The 19,079-nt window shown below is 69.9% G+C and carries 34 protein-coding genes; 2 read left to right on the forward strand and 32 right to left on the reverse strand.

Features of this window, described 5'->3' with window-relative positions; translation table 11 throughout:
- Positions 1-9 precede the first annotated feature (9 nt).
- The 14 genes from FXF68_RS31415 to FXF68_RS31480 all read right to left on the reverse strand — a co-directional run bounded on the left by FXF68_RS31415 (position 10) and on the right by FXF68_RS31480 (position 9,348).
- Positions 10-447, reverse strand: coding sequence for a DUF4326 domain-containing protein (locus tag FXF68_RS31415; protein ID WP_148765601.1), 438 nt, complete (start codon positions 445-447; stop codon positions 10-12).
- Positions 447-1,283, reverse strand: a complete 837-nt coding sequence (locus tag FXF68_RS31420) for a sigma-70 RNA polymerase sigma factor region 4 domain-containing protein (protein WP_148765603.1) — start codon at positions 1,281-1,283, stop codon at positions 447-449. Before FXF68_RS31420 ends, FXF68_RS31415 begins: the two co-directional genes overlap by 1 nt.
- Complete coding sequence (locus FXF68_RS31425; RefSeq protein WP_148765605.1) at positions 1,280-1,495, reverse strand: hypothetical protein; 216 nt, start codon at positions 1,493-1,495, stop codon at positions 1,280-1,282. Before FXF68_RS31425 ends, FXF68_RS31420 begins: the two co-directional genes overlap by 4 nt.
- Positions 1,492-2,010, reverse strand: a complete 519-nt coding sequence (locus FXF68_RS31430) for a hypothetical protein (RefSeq protein ID WP_148765607.1) — start codon at positions 2,008-2,010, stop codon at positions 1,492-1,494. The genes FXF68_RS31425 and FXF68_RS31430 overlap by 4 nt, the downstream gene beginning before the upstream one ends.
- On the reverse strand, positions 2,007-2,267 hold the full coding sequence (locus FXF68_RS31435; RefSeq protein ID WP_148765609.1) for a hypothetical protein: 261 nt from the start codon (positions 2,265-2,267) through the stop codon (positions 2,007-2,009). The genes FXF68_RS31430 and FXF68_RS31435 overlap by 4 nt, the downstream gene beginning before the upstream one ends.
- Positions 2,264-2,653, reverse strand: coding sequence for a hypothetical protein (locus FXF68_RS31440; protein WP_148765611.1), 390 nt, complete (start codon positions 2,651-2,653; stop codon positions 2,264-2,266). The genes FXF68_RS31435 and FXF68_RS31440 overlap by 4 nt, the downstream gene beginning before the upstream one ends.
- The gene (locus FXF68_RS31445) at positions 2,650-3,018 is read right to left on the reverse strand and encodes a hypothetical protein (RefSeq protein ID WP_148765613.1); all 369 of its coding nucleotides are present in this window, start codon (positions 3,016-3,018) and stop codon (positions 2,650-2,652) included. The genes FXF68_RS31440 and FXF68_RS31445 overlap by 4 nt, the downstream gene beginning before the upstream one ends.
- Entirely contained in the window at positions 3,015-3,392 is a 378-nt protein-coding gene (locus tag FXF68_RS31450) for a hypothetical protein (RefSeq protein WP_148765616.1), read from the reverse strand. The genes FXF68_RS31445 and FXF68_RS31450 overlap by 4 nt, the downstream gene beginning before the upstream one ends.
- Positions 3,389-4,207, reverse strand: coding sequence for a DNA adenine methylase (locus tag FXF68_RS31455; protein WP_148765618.1), 819 nt, complete (start codon positions 4,205-4,207; stop codon positions 3,389-3,391). The genes FXF68_RS31450 and FXF68_RS31455 overlap by 4 nt, the downstream gene beginning before the upstream one ends.
- A 294-nt stretch (positions 4,208-4,501) precedes the next feature.
- Positions 4,502-4,861, reverse strand: a complete 360-nt coding sequence (locus FXF68_RS31460; RefSeq protein WP_148765620.1) for a hypothetical protein — start codon at positions 4,859-4,861, stop codon at positions 4,502-4,504.
- Positions 4,858-6,153, reverse strand: a complete 1,296-nt coding sequence (locus FXF68_RS31465) for a DnaB-like helicase N-terminal domain-containing protein (RefSeq protein ID WP_187438192.1) — start codon at positions 6,151-6,153, stop codon at positions 4,858-4,860. The genes FXF68_RS31460 and FXF68_RS31465 overlap by 4 nt, the downstream gene beginning before the upstream one ends.
- The gene (locus FXF68_RS31470; protein ID WP_148765624.1) at positions 6,150-7,079 is read right to left on the reverse strand and encodes a hypothetical protein; all 930 of its coding nucleotides are present in this window, start codon (positions 7,077-7,079) and stop codon (positions 6,150-6,152) included. Before FXF68_RS31470 ends, FXF68_RS31465 begins: the two co-directional genes overlap by 4 nt.
- A gap of 83 nt (positions 7,080-7,162) precedes the next feature.
- Positions 7,163-7,717: a helix-turn-helix domain-containing protein gene (locus FXF68_RS31475; protein ID WP_148765626.1), complete on the reverse strand. Its 555-nt coding sequence runs from the start codon at positions 7,715-7,717 to the stop codon at positions 7,163-7,165.
- 1,052 nt (positions 7,718-8,769) lie between these two features.
- Entirely contained in the window at positions 8,770-9,348 is a 579-nt protein-coding gene (locus FXF68_RS31480) for a hypothetical protein (protein ID WP_148765628.1), read from the reverse strand.
- A gap of 274 nt (positions 9,349-9,622) precedes the next feature.
- Between FXF68_RS31480 and FXF68_RS31485 the strand changes: the two genes are divergently transcribed.
- Positions 9,623-9,847 carry a hypothetical protein gene (locus FXF68_RS31485; RefSeq protein WP_148765629.1) on the forward strand — a complete coding sequence of 75 codons (225 nt, stop codon included), beginning with the start codon at positions 9,623-9,625 and terminating at the stop codon, positions 9,845-9,847.
- Positions 9,848-9,849: 2 nt separating this feature from the next.
- Here FXF68_RS31485 and FXF68_RS31490 read toward each other — a convergent pair whose 3' ends face one another.
- Genes FXF68_RS31490 through FXF68_RS31535 form a run of 10 tightly spaced genes read right to left on the reverse strand, consistent with a single transcriptional unit; the run spans position 9,850 to position 14,838 of the window.
- Positions 9,850-10,278: a hypothetical protein gene (locus FXF68_RS31490; protein ID WP_148765631.1), complete on the reverse strand. Its 429-nt coding sequence runs from the start codon at positions 10,276-10,278 to the stop codon at positions 9,850-9,852.
- The gene (locus FXF68_RS44190; protein ID WP_246179049.1) at positions 10,275-10,934 is read right to left on the reverse strand and encodes a WhiB family transcriptional regulator; all 660 of its coding nucleotides are present in this window, start codon (positions 10,932-10,934) and stop codon (positions 10,275-10,277) included. The genes FXF68_RS31490 and FXF68_RS44190 overlap by 4 nt, the downstream gene beginning before the upstream one ends.
- Positions 10,934-12,031, reverse strand: coding sequence for a DUF5131 family protein (locus tag FXF68_RS31500; protein ID WP_148765633.1), 1,098 nt, complete (start codon positions 12,029-12,031; stop codon positions 10,934-10,936). The genes FXF68_RS44190 and FXF68_RS31500 overlap by 1 nt, the downstream gene beginning before the upstream one ends.
- On the reverse strand, positions 12,028-12,366 hold the full coding sequence (locus FXF68_RS31505) for a hypothetical protein (protein ID WP_148765635.1): 339 nt from the start codon (positions 12,364-12,366) through the stop codon (positions 12,028-12,030). The genes FXF68_RS31500 and FXF68_RS31505 overlap by 4 nt, the downstream gene beginning before the upstream one ends.
- On the reverse strand, positions 12,363-12,830 hold the full coding sequence (locus FXF68_RS31510) for a hypothetical protein (protein WP_148765637.1): 468 nt from the start codon (positions 12,828-12,830) through the stop codon (positions 12,363-12,365). Before FXF68_RS31510 ends, FXF68_RS31505 begins: the two co-directional genes overlap by 4 nt.
- Positions 12,827-13,345 carry a hypothetical protein gene (locus FXF68_RS31515; protein WP_148765639.1) on the reverse strand — a complete coding sequence of 173 codons (519 nt, stop codon included), beginning with the start codon at positions 13,343-13,345 and terminating at the stop codon, positions 12,827-12,829. The genes FXF68_RS31510 and FXF68_RS31515 overlap by 4 nt, the downstream gene beginning before the upstream one ends.
- Entirely contained in the window at positions 13,342-13,713 is a 372-nt protein-coding gene (locus FXF68_RS31520) for a hypothetical protein (protein ID WP_148765641.1), read from the reverse strand. The genes FXF68_RS31515 and FXF68_RS31520 overlap by 4 nt, the downstream gene beginning before the upstream one ends.
- Positions 13,710-14,138, reverse strand: a complete 429-nt coding sequence (locus FXF68_RS31525) for a hypothetical protein (RefSeq protein ID WP_148765643.1) — start codon at positions 14,136-14,138, stop codon at positions 13,710-13,712. Before FXF68_RS31525 ends, FXF68_RS31520 begins: the two co-directional genes overlap by 4 nt.
- Positions 14,135-14,653 carry a RusA family crossover junction endodeoxyribonuclease gene (locus FXF68_RS31530; protein ID WP_148765645.1) on the reverse strand — a complete coding sequence of 173 codons (519 nt, stop codon included), beginning with the start codon at positions 14,651-14,653 and terminating at the stop codon, positions 14,135-14,137. The genes FXF68_RS31525 and FXF68_RS31530 overlap by 4 nt, the downstream gene beginning before the upstream one ends.
- Positions 14,650-14,838, reverse strand: coding sequence for a hypothetical protein (locus FXF68_RS31535; protein ID WP_148765647.1), 189 nt, complete (start codon positions 14,836-14,838; stop codon positions 14,650-14,652). Before FXF68_RS31535 ends, FXF68_RS31530 begins: the two co-directional genes overlap by 4 nt.
- A 3-nt stretch (positions 14,839-14,841) precedes the next feature.
- On the opposite strand from FXF68_RS31535, the gene FXF68_RS31540 reads away from it, so the two are divergent.
- Positions 14,842-15,231, forward strand: a complete 390-nt coding sequence (locus tag FXF68_RS31540; protein ID WP_148765649.1) for a hypothetical protein — start codon at positions 14,842-14,844, stop codon at positions 15,229-15,231.
- Between the two features lie 112 nt (positions 15,232-15,343).
- On the opposite strand, the gene FXF68_RS31545 is transcribed toward FXF68_RS31540, so the two are convergent.
- The 8 genes from FXF68_RS31545 to FXF68_RS31580 all read right to left on the reverse strand — a co-directional run bounded on the left by FXF68_RS31545 (position 15,344) and on the right by FXF68_RS31580 (position 18,948).
- Positions 15,344-15,685, reverse strand: a complete 342-nt coding sequence (locus FXF68_RS31545) for a hypothetical protein (protein WP_148765651.1) — start codon at positions 15,683-15,685, stop codon at positions 15,344-15,346.
- Positions 15,682-16,341, reverse strand: a complete 660-nt coding sequence (locus FXF68_RS31550; RefSeq protein WP_148765653.1) for a hypothetical protein — start codon at positions 16,339-16,341, stop codon at positions 15,682-15,684. The genes FXF68_RS31545 and FXF68_RS31550 overlap by 4 nt, the downstream gene beginning before the upstream one ends.
- On the reverse strand, positions 16,338-16,589 hold the full coding sequence (locus FXF68_RS31555; protein WP_148765655.1) for a hypothetical protein: 252 nt from the start codon (positions 16,587-16,589) through the stop codon (positions 16,338-16,340). The genes FXF68_RS31550 and FXF68_RS31555 overlap by 4 nt, the downstream gene beginning before the upstream one ends.
- 65 nt (positions 16,590-16,654) lie before the next feature.
- Positions 16,655-17,146, reverse strand: coding sequence for an HNH endonuclease (locus FXF68_RS31560; protein WP_148765657.1), 492 nt, complete (start codon positions 17,144-17,146; stop codon positions 16,655-16,657).
- Positions 17,143-17,328, reverse strand: coding sequence for a hypothetical protein (locus tag FXF68_RS31565; RefSeq protein ID WP_148765659.1), 186 nt, complete (start codon positions 17,326-17,328; stop codon positions 17,143-17,145). Before FXF68_RS31565 ends, FXF68_RS31560 begins: the two co-directional genes overlap by 4 nt.
- On the reverse strand, positions 17,325-17,831 hold the full coding sequence (locus FXF68_RS31570; protein WP_148765661.1) for a hypothetical protein: 507 nt from the start codon (positions 17,829-17,831) through the stop codon (positions 17,325-17,327). Before FXF68_RS31570 ends, FXF68_RS31565 begins: the two co-directional genes overlap by 4 nt.
- Positions 17,828-18,175 (reverse strand): hypothetical protein, encoded by a 348-nt coding sequence (locus FXF68_RS31575; RefSeq protein ID WP_148765663.1) that lies wholly within the window; start codon positions 18,173-18,175, stop codon positions 17,828-17,830. Before FXF68_RS31575 ends, FXF68_RS31570 begins: the two co-directional genes overlap by 4 nt.
- A complete protein-coding gene (locus FXF68_RS31580; protein ID WP_148765665.1) occupies positions 18,175-18,948 on the reverse strand; it encodes a Rad52/Rad22 family DNA repair protein in 774 nt (257 codons plus the stop codon). Before FXF68_RS31580 ends, FXF68_RS31575 begins: the two co-directional genes overlap by 1 nt.
- Between the last annotated feature and the right edge of the window lie 131 nt (positions 18,949-19,079).

Consider the following 19,079-nt stretch of genomic DNA (forward strand, 5'->3'; position numbering starts at 1 on the left):
CGAGCGTGGTCACAGCAGTCCTCCTTGAACGGTGACGTCAGCGGCGGGCACATGACACGGCACCGGCCACCCGTACGGCTTCGGGCCCGGCGGGTACACGGCACGGGGACGCGGCTCGTTCACCGGCCCGAGCATCAGCGCCGCGTGACAAAGATCCGGTTCACCGGGCTCCGGGAGACGGCACCAGCACGCGAGATCCCAGCCCGCCAACTCGGCGCGGGCTCGGGTGAGTAGCGTCTCGTCGCCGAGGAAGTCCTCCTCGAACAAGTCGAGCGCCTCCCGCAGCGTGTGCACCTCACCGCCGCACTCCCGGCACGGCTTCCCCACCCTGTGCTGGTTCCGGAACGGCGACTGGCGCAGGCCCGGCGCGGCACGGCCCACGTACACGGCACCGACCGGAACTGAGCCGTGGAACAAGTCGCCCTGCACCTTCACACGGCGCGGCATCACGCAGCCTCCAGGTTCCGGCGGCCACGGACCCGAACCCGCTGCAAGTAGGACTCGGCGACACCAAGCCGCTCCGCCACCTGACGCAGGGTGAAGCCCTGCCTGAGTAGTTCCTCGCAGTTCTCGAAGAGAGCGTCCTGCCTGGACGTCTCCGCACCCACATCAGGGACGGCGGCAGGGTCGTCGATGGTGTCGTCGTCCCATGCCAACGGCGGAACCCAGCCGCGGTCCCGGGCATAGTTCCGCGCACGGTTCGACGCGATCTTCTCCCGGTGCCCGTCGGCCGGCGGCGGCTCGTCCCACAGTTCGTCGTAGAGGGCGCGGGCGGCCCGAGCCGTGCGGCAGCGGACCGGCATGTCTCCCCGGAGCGCCTTGTTCAGGTTCGTCCTGTCCACGCCGAGCCGTTCCGCCAGCCGCGCTTGCGGCCACCCGATAGCGACGAGCGCCTGCATCCGCCGACGGGTGCCTGTCCCGTCGACCATGGCGCCGTCTGCGAGGACGTCCATCGAGGGTTCGATCGCCAACAGCGCCGCCGCGGTCGCGGGACGGACGCGCTTTGACGGTGCCATCCCGCGAGGCCCGTCGCCGTACAGGAGCTTCGACATCGACCCCCGCGGGACACCGGAGAGTCTCGCGACCGTCATCCACCCGACGCCGAACTCCTGAAGCCGACGGACATGATCACGTACCGGGGCGGCGTCAACGTACGGTTGCCACTGCCCGTAGGCCATGAGCCGGTAGCGGCGGTTCATGTAGCGGCGGTCGGCTGCGCGGCATGCGTCGCAGTTGCAGCCGTCGATCTTGGCCGCGCCGAGCGTTCCGTGCTCGTACCTCATGCTGCGGCCTCCACCAGCTCGCGCCCGCCCAGGTAGGCCAGCACCGCCCGCATCGCGTCATCCCGGGCCACAGGGCACGCGCCCGGATCAGCGGCCACCCGCTCGATCCGCTCCGCCACCCCTGCCCACGCCCCGCACACGTGGTGGGCCCGCATCATTGCGGCGACCTCGCGCATGCCATCCTCAAGGGAATGGATGTCGCCCGTGATCACGCGGCATCACCGCCCCGGCGGGCGCGTGTCGTGAACCGACGCACCGGAATCCCGGCGGCCTTCGCCGCGCGCAGGCAGTTCTCCGTGCCGGACGACCGCCCGAGCGGGAACCCGACCGCCACATCCGGACGCGGCAGCTTCTCCACCATCGCCAGGTTCCTCCGCGGCCCCGCCCCCGGGCAGTAGTCGTCGAGTACGCCCGGGTGGAACACGTCGCCCGGCTTCTTCCGAACCCGGTGACGGCGAGGCGGACAGTCCGGGCCGCAGAAGTCCCAGTCCGCGGGCACCGGGTCCACGATCAGGCTCCGGCCCTCCCGGTCGAACCAAGCCGCCTCCGACTCGCAGAACTCCTGGAAGATCTGGTCGGCGCCGCCGGGGCACGCGCCGTGCCGGATCACGATGTTCCGGGCTCCCGTTCCGGCGATCACCTCGTACAGGCTTTCGCCTATGAGGCCCGCGTCCTCGTGGTGGCGGGACCCTGTGGCGAGGATGCAGAACACGTCGCCGTTGTTCATGCCACGGCACCGCCCCGGGCCAGGCCGCCGCCGGGCACGCGCCCGTCAAGCGCCTCGTTCATCTGCTCGTCGGTCGCGTTGTCGAAGGCGTCGTCCCAGTCGACGAACGTGCCGTTCGCTCGCGCCTCGGCGAACACCTGCCAGTCCGGCGAGCACAGCCACACCGGGGTCTCGCCCCACTTCGGGTCGGCTCGGAACAGCGGGCGGGTCTGCCCGCACCGGTGGCAGGTACCAGTCCTCGGCTCGGGGGCGCTCACGCCGCCTCCCCACGGCTCGTCGTCTCCGGACGGATCTTTTCCACGTCCGGCTCACACCGGTGGTCGTCTCTCCAGGCGCACACGTCCTCCTCGGAAAGCGGAACCTCGTCCTCCCACTCCTCCGTGGCCCGGGCGTCGCAGGTGTGGCACACCGCGTCCCAGGTGGGGTCGTCCTCTTCCGGCTCGGGAACACGCCCAGCGCAGCGAGGGCAGAACACCCGCTTTACCTGCTCACCGCCGAGGGTGGTTCCTGACCAGACCGTCCATCCGGCGACGCGTGCGGCGTCGGGGGCGGGCAGCGAATGGGAACCGGCCCGGGGGTTGTCGAAGGTGCGGGGGCAGTTCTGGCAGCGGATCACGGACCGCTCGGCCGCCAGCGCACTCACGCCGCGGCCCGCATCAGGTCAGCCGCCGCGGCGTCCACCCGCTCGGGAGCGATCCCCGCAGCCCTCAGCCACGAGTCCAGCCACTCCCAGACCGCGGCACCGTCGTGCCAGTCACGCCACAGATCCCGCGCCACCTGGTCCGCCGCGTCAGGTGCGACCGTCTGCAGGACCTTCAGCAGCTTCACCAGGCCGTACACGTCGACCAGCCGGTTCCCGCCCGCCACGGCGTCGTCGGCGTCTCGGCCGTGGACCATGCGGTGTCGGTTCGCCTGGGCCTGCACCATCAGCGATCGGGCCAGCGACTCTGCGGTCACCTCCGACTCACGGCGCGGGTACGGGGCGATGTCGTTCAGGGGGTTGCTCATGAGATCTCCTTCGAGGGGTAGTCGGGCCGCTGACCGTCCAGCGGCGTCACATCGGCCGCGAGGCCGTCCGCCCAGTCCGCGGCAGCCAATAGAGCCATCGCCAGACGGCGGGCATCGTCGGTGGTGAGCGCATCGAAGTCGCCGCTCACCTCAGTCCGGACGTGCTCGGGGTAGGTGACGTACACGAAGCACGGCTCAAGCAGCTCGTCGTTAATCGTGCGGACCGTCCAGTCCTTCACCGGGTGCCACGCCGCCCCGGCGTTCCGCTCCGGCGCCCGGGTGATCACGGTCGGGCGGGGCTTCGCGGCGGTGTCGATCTGCGACAGCAGCCCCGCCACCTGATCCCGCAACCTGGCGAGCGTCTCGTCGGTCACGCGATCACGTCCTCGAACAGCGCGTCATGCAACGCTGGGAACGGACGGTTCGACCACAGCACCTCCGTGCGCGGGGACCGCTGCGCCGCCTGGCCCGTGAACGTGTCGATCTCACACCGATGCCAGTCGCGGTACAGGTCGTCGTACAGCGGCGACGCATACCCCGACAGCACCACCGAGGCGGCGCAGTCCGTCAGCGCTTCCGCCACCTCGATGTGCTGGTCTGGTCGCGGCATCTCGTGCTTGTAGTTCGTGGACGTGCGGGTCTCTGCCAGGTACGGCGGGTCGACGTACAGCAGCACTTCGGCGTGCTGCCCGTATCGGGCGATGACGTCCAGGGCGGGACGGCATTCGAGGGAGACGCGCTTGAGGCGCTCGGCCGCGGCCGCGATCCGGTTCACGTAGCCGGCCAGGTAGTCCGGCATCCCCGTCGTTCCGACCGGGCGGACGTAATGCCGCCACCCCGTCGTCCGGAGCGTCCCGGCGCGGCCCTGGGTAAGCTTCACCCACACCCGGCGGGCCTGCTCCAGCTCATCCGCCGCGGCCTCGTACGCGGCGGCGTGCTCAGCGCGGGCGTGCGGTGTCAACGCACACACCCGCTCGAACTCCGCCGGCCGGGACCGCAGCACCCGCCAGAACGCGACGATGTCGCCGTCCAAGTCGTTCACGGTCTCCATCCGCGACGGACGCTTCGCCAGAAGCACCGCCAACGACCCCGCGAACGGCTCCACGTAGTGCTTGTGTTCGGGAAGCAGCGACACGATCTGGCCTGCGATCTGGGTCTTTCCGCCGTAGTAGGCGATCGGGGGTTTCACGTTCGCCTCCCTGGCCTGTGGGAGTCGCAACGCCACCCGCCCGTCACGCGGACCACCTCACAGGCGCGTCCCCCGACGGCTTGGGCCGCTCCACGGCAACCGACACCCGCCCCGGGCAGTCGCACCCCACCTCGTTGCACCAGCCGGACGCAGTCGCCCACACCGGGTCGTAGATCGCCCACCCCTCCTTCTTCGCCCCGCCCGTGTGCACCGCGTTCTGGTGGCCGCAGCGGCCACACGGCTGCTCCAACTCGGCCAGCGGGACGTGGCGAGGCTTAGGCGACCGGCGGCGGTTCATGCGGCATCACCGTCGAACCAGGTCAGCGGCGACCGTGCCGACCACGTGCACGTCCACCGGTGCCCGCACCGCTGGCACTGGTAGCCGCCCGTGACGCTCCCGCCGTCGACGGCGGCGGCGTACGGGACTTCCCGGCGCTCGATGCAGCCCGGACAGCCGTCCACGAAATGCACCGCGCACGCCATGTCGTGAAGGATCTGCAGCCAGTCGTCCTGCGGCAGGTCCGCCTTCACCTCGATCAGCGCTCGGCGCAGCCTGACGATCGCGCGGGACGTCTGCCAGTACTCCGGCCGGGACGCGAACTCGTGATGGTCGAACGACCTGATGCCCGTGGGGTTCTCGTGCGAGGCGGTCACCACTGCCCCCCGGGAACGTCATCCAGGCCGGGGACGTAGTCCGTCCAGGGCCAGTCCCCGCCCGCCGTCAGGCACTCCGGCCAGTCCCGCTCGTCGCGGTCACCGCGCCACGGCACCAGGTCCACCGTGCGCTTCTGCTTGGCCTGCGCGTTGTCGGAGAACCGGATCCCGTACCCGAACTCCGGCCACCCGAGCAGCGCCGACGAACCCCGCGGACGCAGGTCCCGGCGCCCGCCCACGCCGAGGGAGTGACCGGCGTGCGCCTCGACCAGCACGCACGCGCCCCTCGCCCGGATCATGTTCAACACGGCGATGATCGGCGCGACATCGTCGTCGGTGTTCAACGCCCGCGGCACCATCCGGTACAGCGGACCGACCATCACCACGTCCGGCTGGATCAGCGCGACCCTGCGCATCAGCCACGACACGTCCCGGTCCAACGCCAGGTCCAGGCCCTCGGGGCGGATCTCCAGCCACAGGTTCGCCTCGTCGACCGGCCGGCCCTGCGCGCCAGCCTGCACCACCAGCGGTCGGACCTTTCGGCGGGTGTGCGCGGGTCCGTTCTCGCAGTCCACGATCAGGACCCGCTTCGGCGCGATGTGCGCACCCGTGAACGGGTGGATGCCCGCGGCGATCGTCACGCCGAGCTGGCGGAACAGCGTCGTCTTCCCGGCGCCTTCCTGCCCGGTGAGGATCATCCGGTCACCGCGCTCTAGCAGGCCCGGGACAACCCAGTCGTAGTCTTCGTCGGGCACGGCGAGGAACTCCTTGATCGTCGGGGTGGTGATGTCCTCGTCCGCGTCGAAGTCCCGGACCGCCTCGATCTCCCGGACCGCCCGCTCCGCGATGCCGTGCGCCTCCACGCCCTGCTGCCGCGCCATCTGCACCACCCGCTGCCCGGCAGCAACCAGGCGGCGCCGTACGGCACGCTCACGCACGATCGCGGCGTAGTGCTCCACGTTCGCCGCCGACGGGACCTGCTCGATCAGCCGGAATAGGTACGGCGGCCCGCCCACCTGCCCCAGCGCGCCGACGCTTTCGAGGCGGTCCTTCACCGTGATCGCGTCGGGCGCCTGGTTGTCGCGGTGCGCCGCCGCACACGCCGTGAAGATCGTCCCGTGCGCGGGCCGGTAGAAATCCCCCGCCGACAACGCGGAGATCGCCTTCTCCGTCGCGTTGACCGACAGCATCATCGCGCCGAGCACCGCCTGTTCAGCAGCGATATCGCACGGCTGGAGAGTGTCCAACTCGTCATCAGCGACGGGGGGCGGCAGGTCGTGGTGTGTGGTCATGAGCGGTACATCCATTCATCCCGGGGGTTGATCTTCGGCTGCGTTGAACCACTCCCGTTGGGCGATGCGCGCCCCTTCTGCGCCTGGGCCTGGGCTTGGAGCCGCAACTTGTCGTACTGCTCGCGAAGCTTGGGCATCGACATGACGTTGCCGCGCCAGAACTCGTCGTCCTGGCACCAGTCGATGGCGCGGTGGATCTGTTCTTCCGAGCGCTTGTCGCTGTCGATCAACAGACGGGCGGAGTCACGCCACTTCTTCGTGATCGACGGACGCTTGGAGCCGTGCTGCTCAACACGGTCAGCGAGGTGAGTGCAGAGTCGTTCGACGTCTTCTCGTCCCTCGTTGAGGTCGGAACGCTGCGAAGCAGCTTCCGATGAGGCGTCGTCCGACGCTCCCTCTCCTTCTCCCTCTCCTTCTTCACCTACAGAAGAGGGAGAGGGAGTGTTGGAAATGCCGTTACCGGAGAGAGACTCGTGAGGCCCTCCGGAGGCGTTCATGAAGTCCTCATGAAGATCGCTCCGGGATGCTCCGCAATCAGTCCGATTGCACGGAGGGATCTTCGACGGCCTCGGATGCTGCGGCTTCTGATGACTCCGCCACTCCGGAGCGTGCAGGTACCGCCGGTTCCCCACCGAGTACCGGCACAGCGACCCGGAGTCGGCGATCAACCCGATCCACTTGTCAATGTCACCCGCGGTCAGGTCATCATCGAGCGGAAGGCAATCCGCCTTGATCAGGCGCGCCTCGTCCACACCCCGGCCCGTGTCATCGAGATACCCCCAGAGCAGCACCCAGAAGTAGCGGACCTCACGCGGCCACTCGGCCGCCGTCAACGACGTCCGGAGCTCTGGTTTGACGCTGCGGATACGAGCCATCAGATGAGGCGTCCCTCCAGTGAGATCGCGGATAGAGATGTCGAGGTCCAAGCCATGCCAAGCCACTCCGGACCAGGCCGAACCGCAGCCAGCCACTGCCATGCCATTCCGGCCCGGCCGCGTGAAGTCCTGCGTTATGCGGCCGGGTTCGACGGCGCCGTGACCCCGTGGCGCTCCAGGAGTTCGGCCAGCCGGTCGACGCGCTCGGAGATCTCCGCGACGTCCGCCGAGGTGTCCCGGCGGAGCGCCTTGATCTCGGCCTGCCGCTGCTCGTCCCGGGCCTCCAACCGACGGATCATGTCGGCGTGCTGACGGAGGCTCATCTCCAGCCCGTCGATCCGCTTCCGCTCCTCCGGGGTGAGCTTCGACCGGTCCGCGCTGGCGGCCTTGGAGACGGCCTTGCGCATCTGCTTCCGGGACCGGCGGTGGTGTCCGACCGCGAGACGCTCGTGCTCGTTCGCGGCGGCGATCCTGTACCCGGAACCGCGGACCGTGGCGAGCGTCCGGTGGTCGCACTTCTCCAGCTCGCTGATGCACCGGTAGACGGGCGACCGGTCGTCGCGGAAGTCGCGGCCGAGGATCTCGTCCAGGTCGTCGTACGTCAGCACGGTCCCCTCATCGAGGGCCGACACGCGCTGGTAGATGAGCCGCCACTCGGGCAGATCACCCTTGGGTTCGAACGGCTTCACTGTTCCTCCCGATGGTCGTAGATCCCTGCCTCGCCTGGCCCGACCTCGCCATGCCTTGCTGAGCCCATCCGGGCCGTGCGGAGCCGTGCGTGGGCGCCACGGACCCGAACCGTGGTGTCTGCCGGTCGCCCTGAGTTCCCTGCCTCGCCTCGCCGAGCCCGGCCGCGCCAGACCGCGCCCGGCCTGGCCCCGCCAAGGACGTGGGCGCTCGGGCCTCGAACCCCAGTGGTTGCCGATCGCCCGTGAATCCCTGCCTTGCCGCGCCCATCCCGGCCTAGCCAGACGGAGCCCGGCATTTCCATGCCTCGCCTTGCCGAGCCTCACCCTGAGGAGAGGGCGGCGCGGGAGTCGAACCCGCGCTGCGACCGCGCGCCCTGCCTCACCACGCCGAGCCTTGCCCAACCAGGCGCTGCCCAGCCGAACCTTGCCCCGCCGTACAAGGCGGGCCGCGAGGAGTCGAACCTCACCGAAGACCGTCGGCCCTCCAAGCCCAATTGAGCCGCGCCTGGCCATGCACTGACCTGCCTGGCCATGCCAAACCCAGAACTGCCGCACCCGGCCGTGCCTTGTCGAAGCTGCCCGGAGGCAGGGGAAGGTCCGGGCCCGAAGCCCCCGACCAACCTCCGTCACCGGATCCGCGCCACACCTCGCCTGACCTCGCCTGGCCCGACAGTGCCCATCCGCTCCAGACCAGGCCTCGCCCCGATGAGCGGGTGCCGGGGGCTCGAACCCCGGGGCCTGCCTGTCACCCGTTCCTTGCCCGGGCTTGCCAGGGACTGCCGCGCCCAACCGAGCCATGCCGGAGCCAGCACTGCCGTTGCCCTGCCCAGACCATCCGGGGATGGCGGGAAGCCCCGGGACGTGCCCGGAGCCAGCCGCCGTCCCCGGAAGCTCGCCACGCCTTGCCGTGCGCTGCCGCGCCCGACCCAGGCTCGCCATGCCACGAGCAGGCGTTGTGTCGTCCGAGACGGGAGACGAAGAGGAGTCCATGCCGTGCCAAGGCATGCCAAGCCCGGCCAACCCTCGCCCCACCAGACCCCGCCTCGCCATGATCAGATCTCCTCGACCTCAGCCGCGAAGCGCCCGTACATCGACCTGAAATCGCCGAGACCTTCGAGTTCGCCAGCCAGGCGTGCGACCTCCTTGAACTCGTCCGGGTCGATGGCCTTCGGGTCGATCACGATCTCTGCCTCGATCGCCCACTCCCGGAAGATCGGACGGCACCGGTCGACCTTGTTCCGCTGCACCGTCACGGGGCGGATGTCGACGTACTCCGACTCGCCGCCGCCCCACAGCCCGTCCACGGTCCGGGGGCCGTCGTAGATCAACGGGCACTGGAAGTCCGCGATGGACACGCCCCGCTCGACCTTCTTGCCGGCCTTGTTCAGCCGGGCCCCGCCGACGAGGGAACGGAAGAGGTTCTGGCCGGGGATGTACGGGCCGACCACGTCGTCGAAGTACAGGGACCCCTCGAACTCGACGCGGGCGATCTCCATGCGGTCCTCGTCGGTCTTGGTCCGCTTGGAGTTGAGCGCCTTCAGCCGCTTGGCGTACGGGTTGAGGGGCGAGGCCAACTGCACGTTGTGCAGCAGCAGAGGGCGAGTGCCCGTCGCCGTGAGCCGAACCTTCATGCGATGATTCCTCCTGTCGATGGAGCGGGACCCCGGACATTCCGGGGTCCCGTTTTCACTTGTTGAGCTCCCTGCCGCGCCGAACCCGGGCAGGCCATGCCACTCCGCGCACCAGCCAGCACCGCCCTGTCATGCGACGTGCTTGTCCAGGGGTGACTCCGCAGACGGATCGAGAGTACTCGTTAATCTGATCTGAGTACAGGTTTATAGAACAGGAATAAGATACAGGGCGTAGAATCGGGTACAAGGGACACGATCTGGCAACCTCGGACCCGTGGAGGAAAGGGTGAAGACACGACTGCGGGAGGCCGCTGTGGCATACAAGGCCGCACCTATTGAGCTGCGAGACGCCATCCTCGAAGCCGCCGACGACGGGGCGACCGACGCTGAGATCGCCGTTGAGATCGACCTGACCTACTCGCCCGACTACGTGGGCCGGCTGATCCGTAAGTACCGCGGTCCCCGCAAGCGCGGACGACGCCCCTCCTCTGAGTCTTGACCTCACGCCGCCCCCTCTCCCCTGCCGAGCGAGGCGAGGCGGGTCTCGGAGATGCAGTACTGGCAGCGGGCCTTGCGGCCGTCCGGCTTGGTCGCGTCCCGGTGGAACACCCGCAGCGGCAACACCTCACGGCATGACGTGCAGCGCTTCATGCCCTCGGGGATGATGCGGAGGATCTGGGCGTACTGCTCTGGGGTGACGTGTGGTCCGAACGACCACGCGAGAAGGTCTGTCGCGGGGACGTCGACGGGGGTCATCGCGGCGAGAGCAACGCACAAGGCCATGACGCGGGTCCAGTCACCGGCTTCGGCGAGTGGGGCGAGGACTTCTGCGGCGCCTTCTTGGTCGCGGTCGTGGACGACGATCGCCAGGCGCATCGCCGTCGGTAGGAGTTCCTCGACGAGGGCGTCGAGCTCGTGTGGGGCGGTCACGCCGCATTCCTCTGCCGTCGGCGCAGCCACTTGCGGCGCGCTTCCTGGCGCACCTCTTCACCGAGCCCGCCCCATACGCCGTGGGCCTCGTTGTTGGTGAACGCCCACTCCAAACACTCGTCGCGGACCGGGCAGTACATGCACACCTCGGCGGCCTCACGCTCCCGGGCGGCGCGCTCGTAGTTGCGTTCGCCGACAGGACCGAAGAACAGGAGGAGGTCCATGCGCCGGCACGCGGCTTGGTCGTGCCAGGAGAAGCTCGGCCGTCCCGGACTGGCGGCCGGGCGGGGTGCGGGCTTCCGCGGCGGCGGTGTGGGCGCCGTGGCGGGTTCGTCGGTGTACGGGTCGTGGCCGGGGAGCGCGAGGACGTCCAGCGCGACGCGGAGCCAGTCGGCGTCCCGCCCGTGGTCGGGGTGCGTGCACACGGTGACGTTGTTGGCGGGGTCGAGTTCGCACGGGTGCTGCAACGCCAGGTCCGCAGCCTTCGTCGCGGCCTCCCGACGCTCGGCGGCCTCGACCGTGTCCTCCACCGCTGGCATCGTCAGCAGCGGAGTCGCCATGTCCAGGTGCTTGCCCGCGAGAGGTTTCGCCTCGGCCTGGCGAACGGCGTGAACAGTAGCGACCTGGGCGTCCACCGGCCCCGTGCGGGTCCTCATCAGGCCACCGCCGTGCGGGTGTCGGGGAACTCGGTCCAAGTGCGGCCGTCGAGTTCGCGGCCCGCGCGCTTCTTCCCGAGCCGGAACACGATCTGCGAGCCCTCGCCCCACGGACCGGCGTAGTTCGTGGGGTAGCCGAGGTCCTCGTTGAACCAGACGTGGCCGGTCTCGCCGTCCGGGTTTATGAACGTGTCGCCGGGGCCCTCCTCGCCCTCGGGATGCCCGGCGCCGAGTCCCCAGGCACCCCACTGCTTGAAGAAGAACGAGACACCGGCGGCGGTGCACTGGTCGCGGAGGTCGCGCGCCCAGTCGGGGTGCATGGGCCGGGCGCCGGGACCGGACTCGCCGCCCACCACAACCCAGTCCAGGCGCGCCTCCGCCTTCATCGGCACCTGCCAGCGGCCGGGCACTCCGTACCGCTGGTTGAGGACGTCCCAGACCAGTTCGGGCTGCTGCTTGTTCGGGCGGCCGATCCGCGTCAGGTCGACCGGCCCGAGGAGCGGCTCTGCCGAGATCCACCGGACGGCGGCCGGGGTGTCGAGCAGTGCAGGGATGCGGAGGTTTGCGCGCTTCTGGTCCTCTACCGAGACACCCAGCCACAGATTCGGAAGCGGCCACTGCGGAATGAAGTCGCGCTCGTCCCCGACGAGTGCGTCGACGGCGTCCTGGAAACTCTCGACGAAGTCCGGGGAGTTCAGCAGCGACCGCATCCGCCCGTGGCGCTTGGTGAGGATTTGGTACGTGTGCTGCGGCGTGGCCGCCATGACCGCGAACACGCGGGCGATGAAGTTCTCAGAGACACCGTCGTGGAACAAGTCGGCGAGACTGTTGACGAACACCTTGCGGGGTTTGCGCCAGCGGAGCGGCTGGGCAAGTCGCTCGGGCAGGAGGTTGATCCTTCCCGTCCAGTCGGTGCCCTGCTCGGTTCGTTCGGTCAGGCCAGCGAACGCTTCGGCGACACGAGGGTGCGGGTTGGCAGCGCGGATGTGGGCCTGGGTGATCGCGTAGCAGTGGTCGCACCCGGGCGAGACCCGGTCGCAGCCGAGGACAGGGCCCCAGGTGGTGTCCGCCCATTCGATAGAGGTGTTGTCGCTCATGAGGGGTCTCCCGTGGTGCCGGTGATGGAGCGGGCAAGACGGACATGCGGGCACTCGTCCTCAGGCCACGTGCAGTCGTAGGCGCTGTGGGCGTCGGCGTGGTCGTCGAGCGCGTCGGCGAGGGGCTCGGCCTTGTCGGGGCCCATCAGCGCGATCCAGTCCGCGACCGGCTTCCTGGCCGCACTGGTGACGAGGTGGGGCGCGGGCGTGCCGACGAGCCACCATCCGTTGAACTCGGGCTCGATGTGCCACGGCGCGGGGTGGCCCTCGGTGGCCTTGCTCGCCGTCTCGCGCACCAGCCGGGCGGCGGTGCGCAGTTCCTCGGCAGCGGTCATGCCGGGTCTCCCGTGGTGTCGTTCACGGAACGGGCGAGGACGTCATCGATGCCGTACTGGGCGCGGGCGATGGCGAGAGCAGCCGTCCAGACACGGGCCGGGGTGCCCTCGGCGACCGCGTCGAGGAGGTCGGCCAGCTGGTCCTTGCCGGGCAGGCAGTTGTAGGGGTTGCGCAACAGGTGGACGGCGGCGCGTAGCACCTGTGTGGGCGCGGTACCGCCCGTCCCGGTGACGTGCGCCCAGTCGTCCGCGACCTCACCCGGATTGATCAACACCGGGGTCGTCTGGCCAGCCGCCCGATACAAAGCAGCGACCATCTCCGGCACGGCGTCCGGAAGGACACGCACGGCGATGGAGTTGCCGTCGAACGCGTCGTAGGAGACGACGCGGACCCCACCTGCCTGCGCGGGAAGGATCTGGAGGGAGTCGCCGTCCGGGTCGGCGTAGGAGTACGGGACGGTCACGACGCGTTCGCCTCCTCGGCTTCGAGGAGCGCGTAGTACTCCGACAACTTGATCCGGTCCCACACGTTGGGGTCGATGTAGGAGCCGTCGCCCTTGTCGATCTCATCGGGCCAGGTGACGTACACGGCGTCGCCGTGCGGGGCGATCCCGCAGCGCATGAACGTGTGCTTGGCGAATGCGACGTCAGGCATGCCGCCGGGCAGGTCGCGGCGCGGGTCAGGACGGCGCAGGTCGTCCAGGCGTTTCCCGATCTCCTTACCAACGGCGGTGCGGCGGGCCGGGGCGATCGACCCGGCGAGGTCGCGGTTGCGGCGCCAGCCCTCCGGCGGTTCGCCGTCGTACTCCACGCCGACGACGCGGGTCTCGCCCTTCAGCACCAGGCGGCAGCCCGCAAGACCGAGATCGGTCAGGGTCTCCTCGACGCGGGCACGCCACGCCTGCTGCGCCTCGGCCGAACCGGTGTTGCGCCAGTGATCGAGGACGTCCGGGTGAGTGCTCCGGTAAACGATCTTCACGACGCCCCCGCCGCGCCCACGTTGTGGAGGACCCGCGCGACTGCCGCGTACGACACGTAACCGGCCTGTGTCCGCGCCACCTTGTCGGCCTCGGCCGGGGGCAGCGGGTGCGGGTTCTCGCGGGCGTCCAGGTCGTCGGCGAAGCCTTCGTTGTCGCCGCCGGAGACCTGGCAGCGCGAGCAGACGAACCGGTCACCGAAGCGGCGCCAGCCGCCGTGCTCCCCGAGTCCCTTGTTGAACTCCTCGGTGATGGACTCGGTGTTCGGCCAGTGGACGACGCCGGAGTAGTCGTCCTCGACGTCGTCGCGGAACGGCTTGTTACAGCGCGAGCAGTGGAGGATGACGCACACGATCGTCTCGGTGATCACGACGCGCGCTCCTCGACGTTGAAGCGGCGGAGCACCTGCCGGGCAAGCTCCTCTGGGCTGGCGTCCATCTCGTCGTCGAAGAACTCAGCGAGCATCTCGACCTGCGCAGGGTCGGGCTCGTTCTCCGCGTCCTCCGCCATCTCCGCGAGGACCCGTGCGAGGAGTCGCGCCGTCGTCGCGTTCAGTTCGCAGCCGAAGAGGTGGATAGTTCCACGGATGCGGTTCACCTTGACACCGTTGACGTGGTGCACGGTGCGGTCGGCGCCGTGCCAGTTGAGCCGCTCCAACACGATCGGCGGCGTCTGGTCGTTGACCTCGTAGCAGAACTTGAGGATCTGCGGACCAGCGGCGAGCGCTTCGGCCTTGGTTACAGCGGCGCCGATCTGGACCATGCCGTCGTACTCGCGGAGGGTATGCACACTCATGAGGGGTTCTCCGGGTTGAGGGGTTCGAGTTCGGTGATGATCAAGACGACGCGGCCCTTCGGAAACGGGGCACCGATGCTCATGTGCGGGCCGTCGACACGGGTGTGGTCGTCGTCGGCGAAGACACCGGCGTCCACGAAACCGTCGATCAGCGCTTTGTAGGTCGGGTACCAGTTGCCTGCGTCGCGGCGGCGGGAGTCCGGCGGCTCGTAGATCGCGTCGATGCGGGCGCGTTCGAGCCCGGGGATCTTCAGGTAGCGGGCCATGACGTGCGCGTCGGAGCGGAGCTGCCGGGTGATGCGGTTCCGTTTCGACCAGTGGATCCGGTCATTGGCGTTCAGCAGGTCCTGCCCGGGCGGCATCTCCACGCGCCACGCGCGGTCGAGGAACGTGGGCCGGGCAGGCGGGGTGTCACCATCGGGGGCCGGCGGCCCCGCCTGCCCGACGTTGGAGGCCCCGCCCGCCGCGGTGAAGGCGGCACGCGGCGAGCGGGACGACACGGGGCGGGGACTCACGACTGCCCCGCCTTCTCCACCCGGGAAGGGGCCTGTGTGAACCCGGCTTCCAGGTGGCTGATCACTTCTTGCCGGGGCGCACCGTTCTCCAGGAGCGACACCGCCACGTTCGCGGCGTTCCGCAGGGCCAACTGCTGCAGGCGAAGCCGCCGGTTCTCCTCGCGGAGCTGTTCGAGCTCGGTCATGGGGTGGCCTCCGCGGTCGGCAGGCCGCTGATCGACGGCGACGGCGAGGGTTCGGTTGAAGGCTCGCTCGACTCGGTCGGCGACGACGACGCGGAGGGCGTCGAGGTCGTGGGCTCCGGGGTCGGTGTCGTCCGCGTCGGAGACGGCGTCGCGGATGTCGACGGGGCGCCCACCGGGCGGCGGGTCTCACGCGGGCGGGACCGGTCCGCGCGGGATGGCACCGGGGACGGCAGCGACGGGACCGGCTCCGCGGTCGTCGGGTCCGCGGCGCGCGGCGACGGAGACACGGCCACCTGCGGGGCGCCGCCGTCGAAGAGGCCAGGGATCATCTGCCCGACCGCGAGCCCCGCCGCGGCGGTAGGAGCGCCGAGCAGAACCACCAGCGCCGCCTGAGGGACAGAGCGACGGCGGGCGCGGTGACGGCCCGTCGGGCCAGGCAGGCCCAGCGGCGGGGTGTCGTCGGGGCGCAGGCCCGGGATGATGTCCGTCCGGTCCGTCTCGGCGCTCACGTTGCCTCACCGCTCTCGCCGATCGGACGGAGCTGCGCGGTCGGCGCGGATGGGTCGCCCGCGCGCAGACGTTCGATCTCCCGCCGCTCAGCGGCCAGGTCGTAGTCCCGCTGGCGGAGCTGCTCCCGCAGCCGGGCCTCACGTGCCCGGTCGTGCAGGACGATGAACGCCATCGCGCCCAGTGCCATAGCGGTGAACCCGGCGGTGAGATGGCCAACGATCACCGCGACCACGAGGACGGTCACGGCGTAGGCGATCACCGCGGCGACCGCAGCCCACTGGTGCCGCTCGGCTGCGTCCAGTGCCTTGTTAACGCGGGTCGGGATGCGGATGCTCACGCCGACACCACCTCGGCCAGCACCTTGTCCGGGATCGCCTGCGTCGACAGAGTGTCGTCGCCCACCGTGGGATCGGCTGCGGCCTCCTCGAACACGGGCAGCGGCATCGTGTCGTCGAGTAGCAGCACCGCGGTGATGGTGAATGCGACGCTCGCGAACGCACCCGTCGTGGACACGGTCACGTGCGCGCCCTCGGCGACCTCGTCCACCGGGGCGGCGAGTACTCCGGCATACGCGGTGACGATGTCCCGTTGCCCGGCCTCGTCTGCGTCGAGCGCGTTCACCTCGCCTGCCACGGCGTTGACACCGAACCGCCAATGGAGCTTGGCGCCGGGCAGGTGCGGATGCTGGCCGTGCAGGGCGCGCACCGCCTGCTCCGGCGTCGACGGCTGCTCGACCGGCGCGGCCGTTGGCGGAACCGGGGCGGCGGCGAGAGCGGGCACGGGGTCCGGGGACGTCCGCTGCGGGGCGAGCCGCACCTCAGCGAACGGATCCCGTCGCTCGAACCTGGCTTGCGCCCGCTCGACCAGCCGTCGCCACGACCGTCCGACCGGCGACCAGGCGGCCCGCGCACTCCGCCACACCAGCCGGGACGGGACGATGACGAGCGTCAGCCGCACCCGGCGGCGCCGCTGAACCCGGTGTCGGCCGCTCACTGGAGCACCTGCCCGACCTCGACCCGCGGCCACACATCCGGGTCTAGGAACGTGAACTCGCCGCCGCCGTCACCGTCGCGGAACTCGACGACCAGGCGGCCGTCCTCATCGGTCCGGCGGGCGGTAACCTTCCACGCCACCTCTGAACCGTCGACGGGATGACGGACGATCTTGTCGCCGATCGCGACGGTGATCTGCGGGACGTCCACCGTCAGCGGCAGGTCCGTTTCGACGAGGCCGTTCAGCACGGTGCTCTCCTCTGCATCGATGGCGGGAGGCGCGGCAGGGACAGGGAGCGAAGGTTCGAGAGCGGTCACGCGGCAGCCCTCCCGACCGGCTCGATGGAGCCGTCGTGGCCGAGCAACACAGGCCCGTACCGCCAGTGCAGGACCGGGGTGTTCGCCGGGTCCTGGCCGGTCTTCAGGCGGTAGCCCGCCACGTGGTCGGCGGAGTGTCGTCCCTCGACACGGCCGTGGCATTCGGTCGTGGCCGAGCCCAGCAGCGTGACGAGGTTCGCCGGAGAGTTGATCAGCGGGTCAGACGTGCCTCCGAGGCGTCGCGCAAGGCGATGCTGCAGGCTGTACTGCTGGCCGATGATCGTCGCGCCGCAGCAGAAGCAGGCCCAGTCGTCGCGTTCGAGGACGAGCTCACGTGTGGTGCGGTCCGGTCCCGTGTCCCGCGGCCGGGTCGGCTTCCCGGTCGCGGCGGCGCGCTTGGCGGACACCTCACGCAGCGGCACCCGGCGGGCGAGAGGGGTCCTCGCGGTGAGCGGGGTGCGGCGCTGCAGCCGCCCGGCCCGCTTCACGACGCTTCCTCTCGGCGGGCCCGCTCGATCTGCGTCTCGTGGTTCGGGCACGAGTCCCCGCAGATCCGGCACGGGTCACCCGGCTTTTCGTCGGCGTAGCGGAGGTGCCGGCAGTCCGGGCAGCGGAGCGGCGCGTACGGGTCCGACGGGGAGGAGTACGCCGCGGCGTGGGTGCGGGTCATGACTCACCCGCCACGGGCCGGACCGGGAGGAGTTGCCGCCAGTCCACGCCATCGACCGTTGGGAGGTCCTCCGCGTCGATGACGGTCAGGAGATCCTCGGCGCCGTCCTCTGGGTAGAACCGCTGCTGCGGTGTCGACGTCTCGAACCGGATCCCGGGAACGACCTCGCCGTTCTCATCGACCGCGCAGCCGCGGGCCTGCATCTCGCCGAGCAGCTTCCGTTCGAACGCCGGCCGGACCTGCTCGACCTGTTCCACCTCCGTCGACCACAGCGCGGCGACGTGCTTGGTGAATGCGTCCCGGTCCGCAACGACGGGCTTCTCGACGGGCTCGGTCTTGGCGACCTTCCCAAGGCGTGCCTCACCGAGCCGGGCGGTGTTCTTGTCGCCGGGCTCCTGGTCGATGAACGGCTCGAACCTCTTCAGCGCGGCGGCGAGGCGGCGCTGCTGCAGCTTCAGCAGCGCGAACGCCAGCCGGGCTTCACGCGGCGACAGGGCGGTCATGGTGTGATTCCCGATCCGGCGAGGGACGCCTCCGCGCGGGCCGTGGACGCCAACGTCCGACCCACGTCAATACGGGCGTGCAGCGCCTTGATGTGCTCTTTCTGGATGTGGACCGCGGACGCGGCCAGCGACCACTGCCGCCACTCGGAGTCGCATTCGGCGACGGCCTGCTGCTTGCGGTCCTCCACCGACCCGGAACTATCGCGAAAGATCCGGGAGAACTTGGTCTTGTAGGTAGCCTCGGCGTCGACCGCGGTCGCTTCGAGTTCACCGAGACGGCGGACCGCGGCGTCCAGGTCGACACCGAGTTGGCCGAGCTGCTGGGCGATGACGGCAGGAAGCATCAGGCAGCCACCCCCGACAGTTCCGCGTGCCGCTGGGCCCCGACCGTGTACAGATGGTCGTACTGGGCTTGGCTGCACTGGCCAGTGGCTTTCTTCTCCTCGACCTCATTGGCGAGGGTCTCCAGTACGTCGAGGTCCCCGGCCCTCTTGATCCGGCCTTCGACATCGGTGAACCAGTCGGCGGCGCCATCACCGGGCGCCCCGCCGTCCAGGTCGCGGTCGATCTCGTCGTTGCCGAGCGACACCTGCTGCGGGACGCCGTCCTGGACGTCGGCTGCGGCGGGCTCTCCCTCCGGCACGACGAGAGTCCCCCTCACCAGAGCCTCGAGCTGACCTTTGTTGTAGAGCGAGAGGCCGAACTGGTCCCCGAGGTTGATCGCGGCGCGCTTCTTCGACAGCGACAGCGCGGACTTGTAGGCCAGGTCGTGTGCGTCCCCGCGGGTCTGGTTCTGCGCGGTCGCGGTCGACCCGTCCTCGAAGTGGCAGATCTCCTTGCCGTCCTGGTCCTTGATCGTCAACCGGATGAGGGCGCGGTAGCAGCAGTCCCACCGGCCGCTCGGCTCTCCCGTGTTGCGGTTGATGCGTTCCTGCTCGAACACGCACTCCACGGAGACGACGTCGGTGTCGAACGACCCGAACCCGAACATGCGGATCAGGTGGGCGGTGACGTCTTGCTGGGAGACGTGGGAGTGGCCTTTGCCGTCCCGGAGGACGCGGTTGCGGTTGATCGGGCGGAGGAGTTGCTCGACCTGCTGCCGGGAGAACGCGGTCATCGGGTGCCTCCTTGGAGTGCCTCGGCGACCTGGGGAAGGTGGTCGGGCGAAGAGGTGTCAGGGATGCTCGCGGTGGTGTCTGCGGGGGTGGTGTGGTCAGGGCCGTCCGGCCCTGGGACCGAGTCACCGTC

Origin of the sequence: Actinomadura decatromicini (assembly GCF_008121305.1) — a bacterium.
In the GTDB taxonomy this organism is placed as follows: Bacteria; Actinomycetota; Actinomycetes; order Streptosporangiales; family Streptosporangiaceae; genus Spirillospora; species Spirillospora syzygii.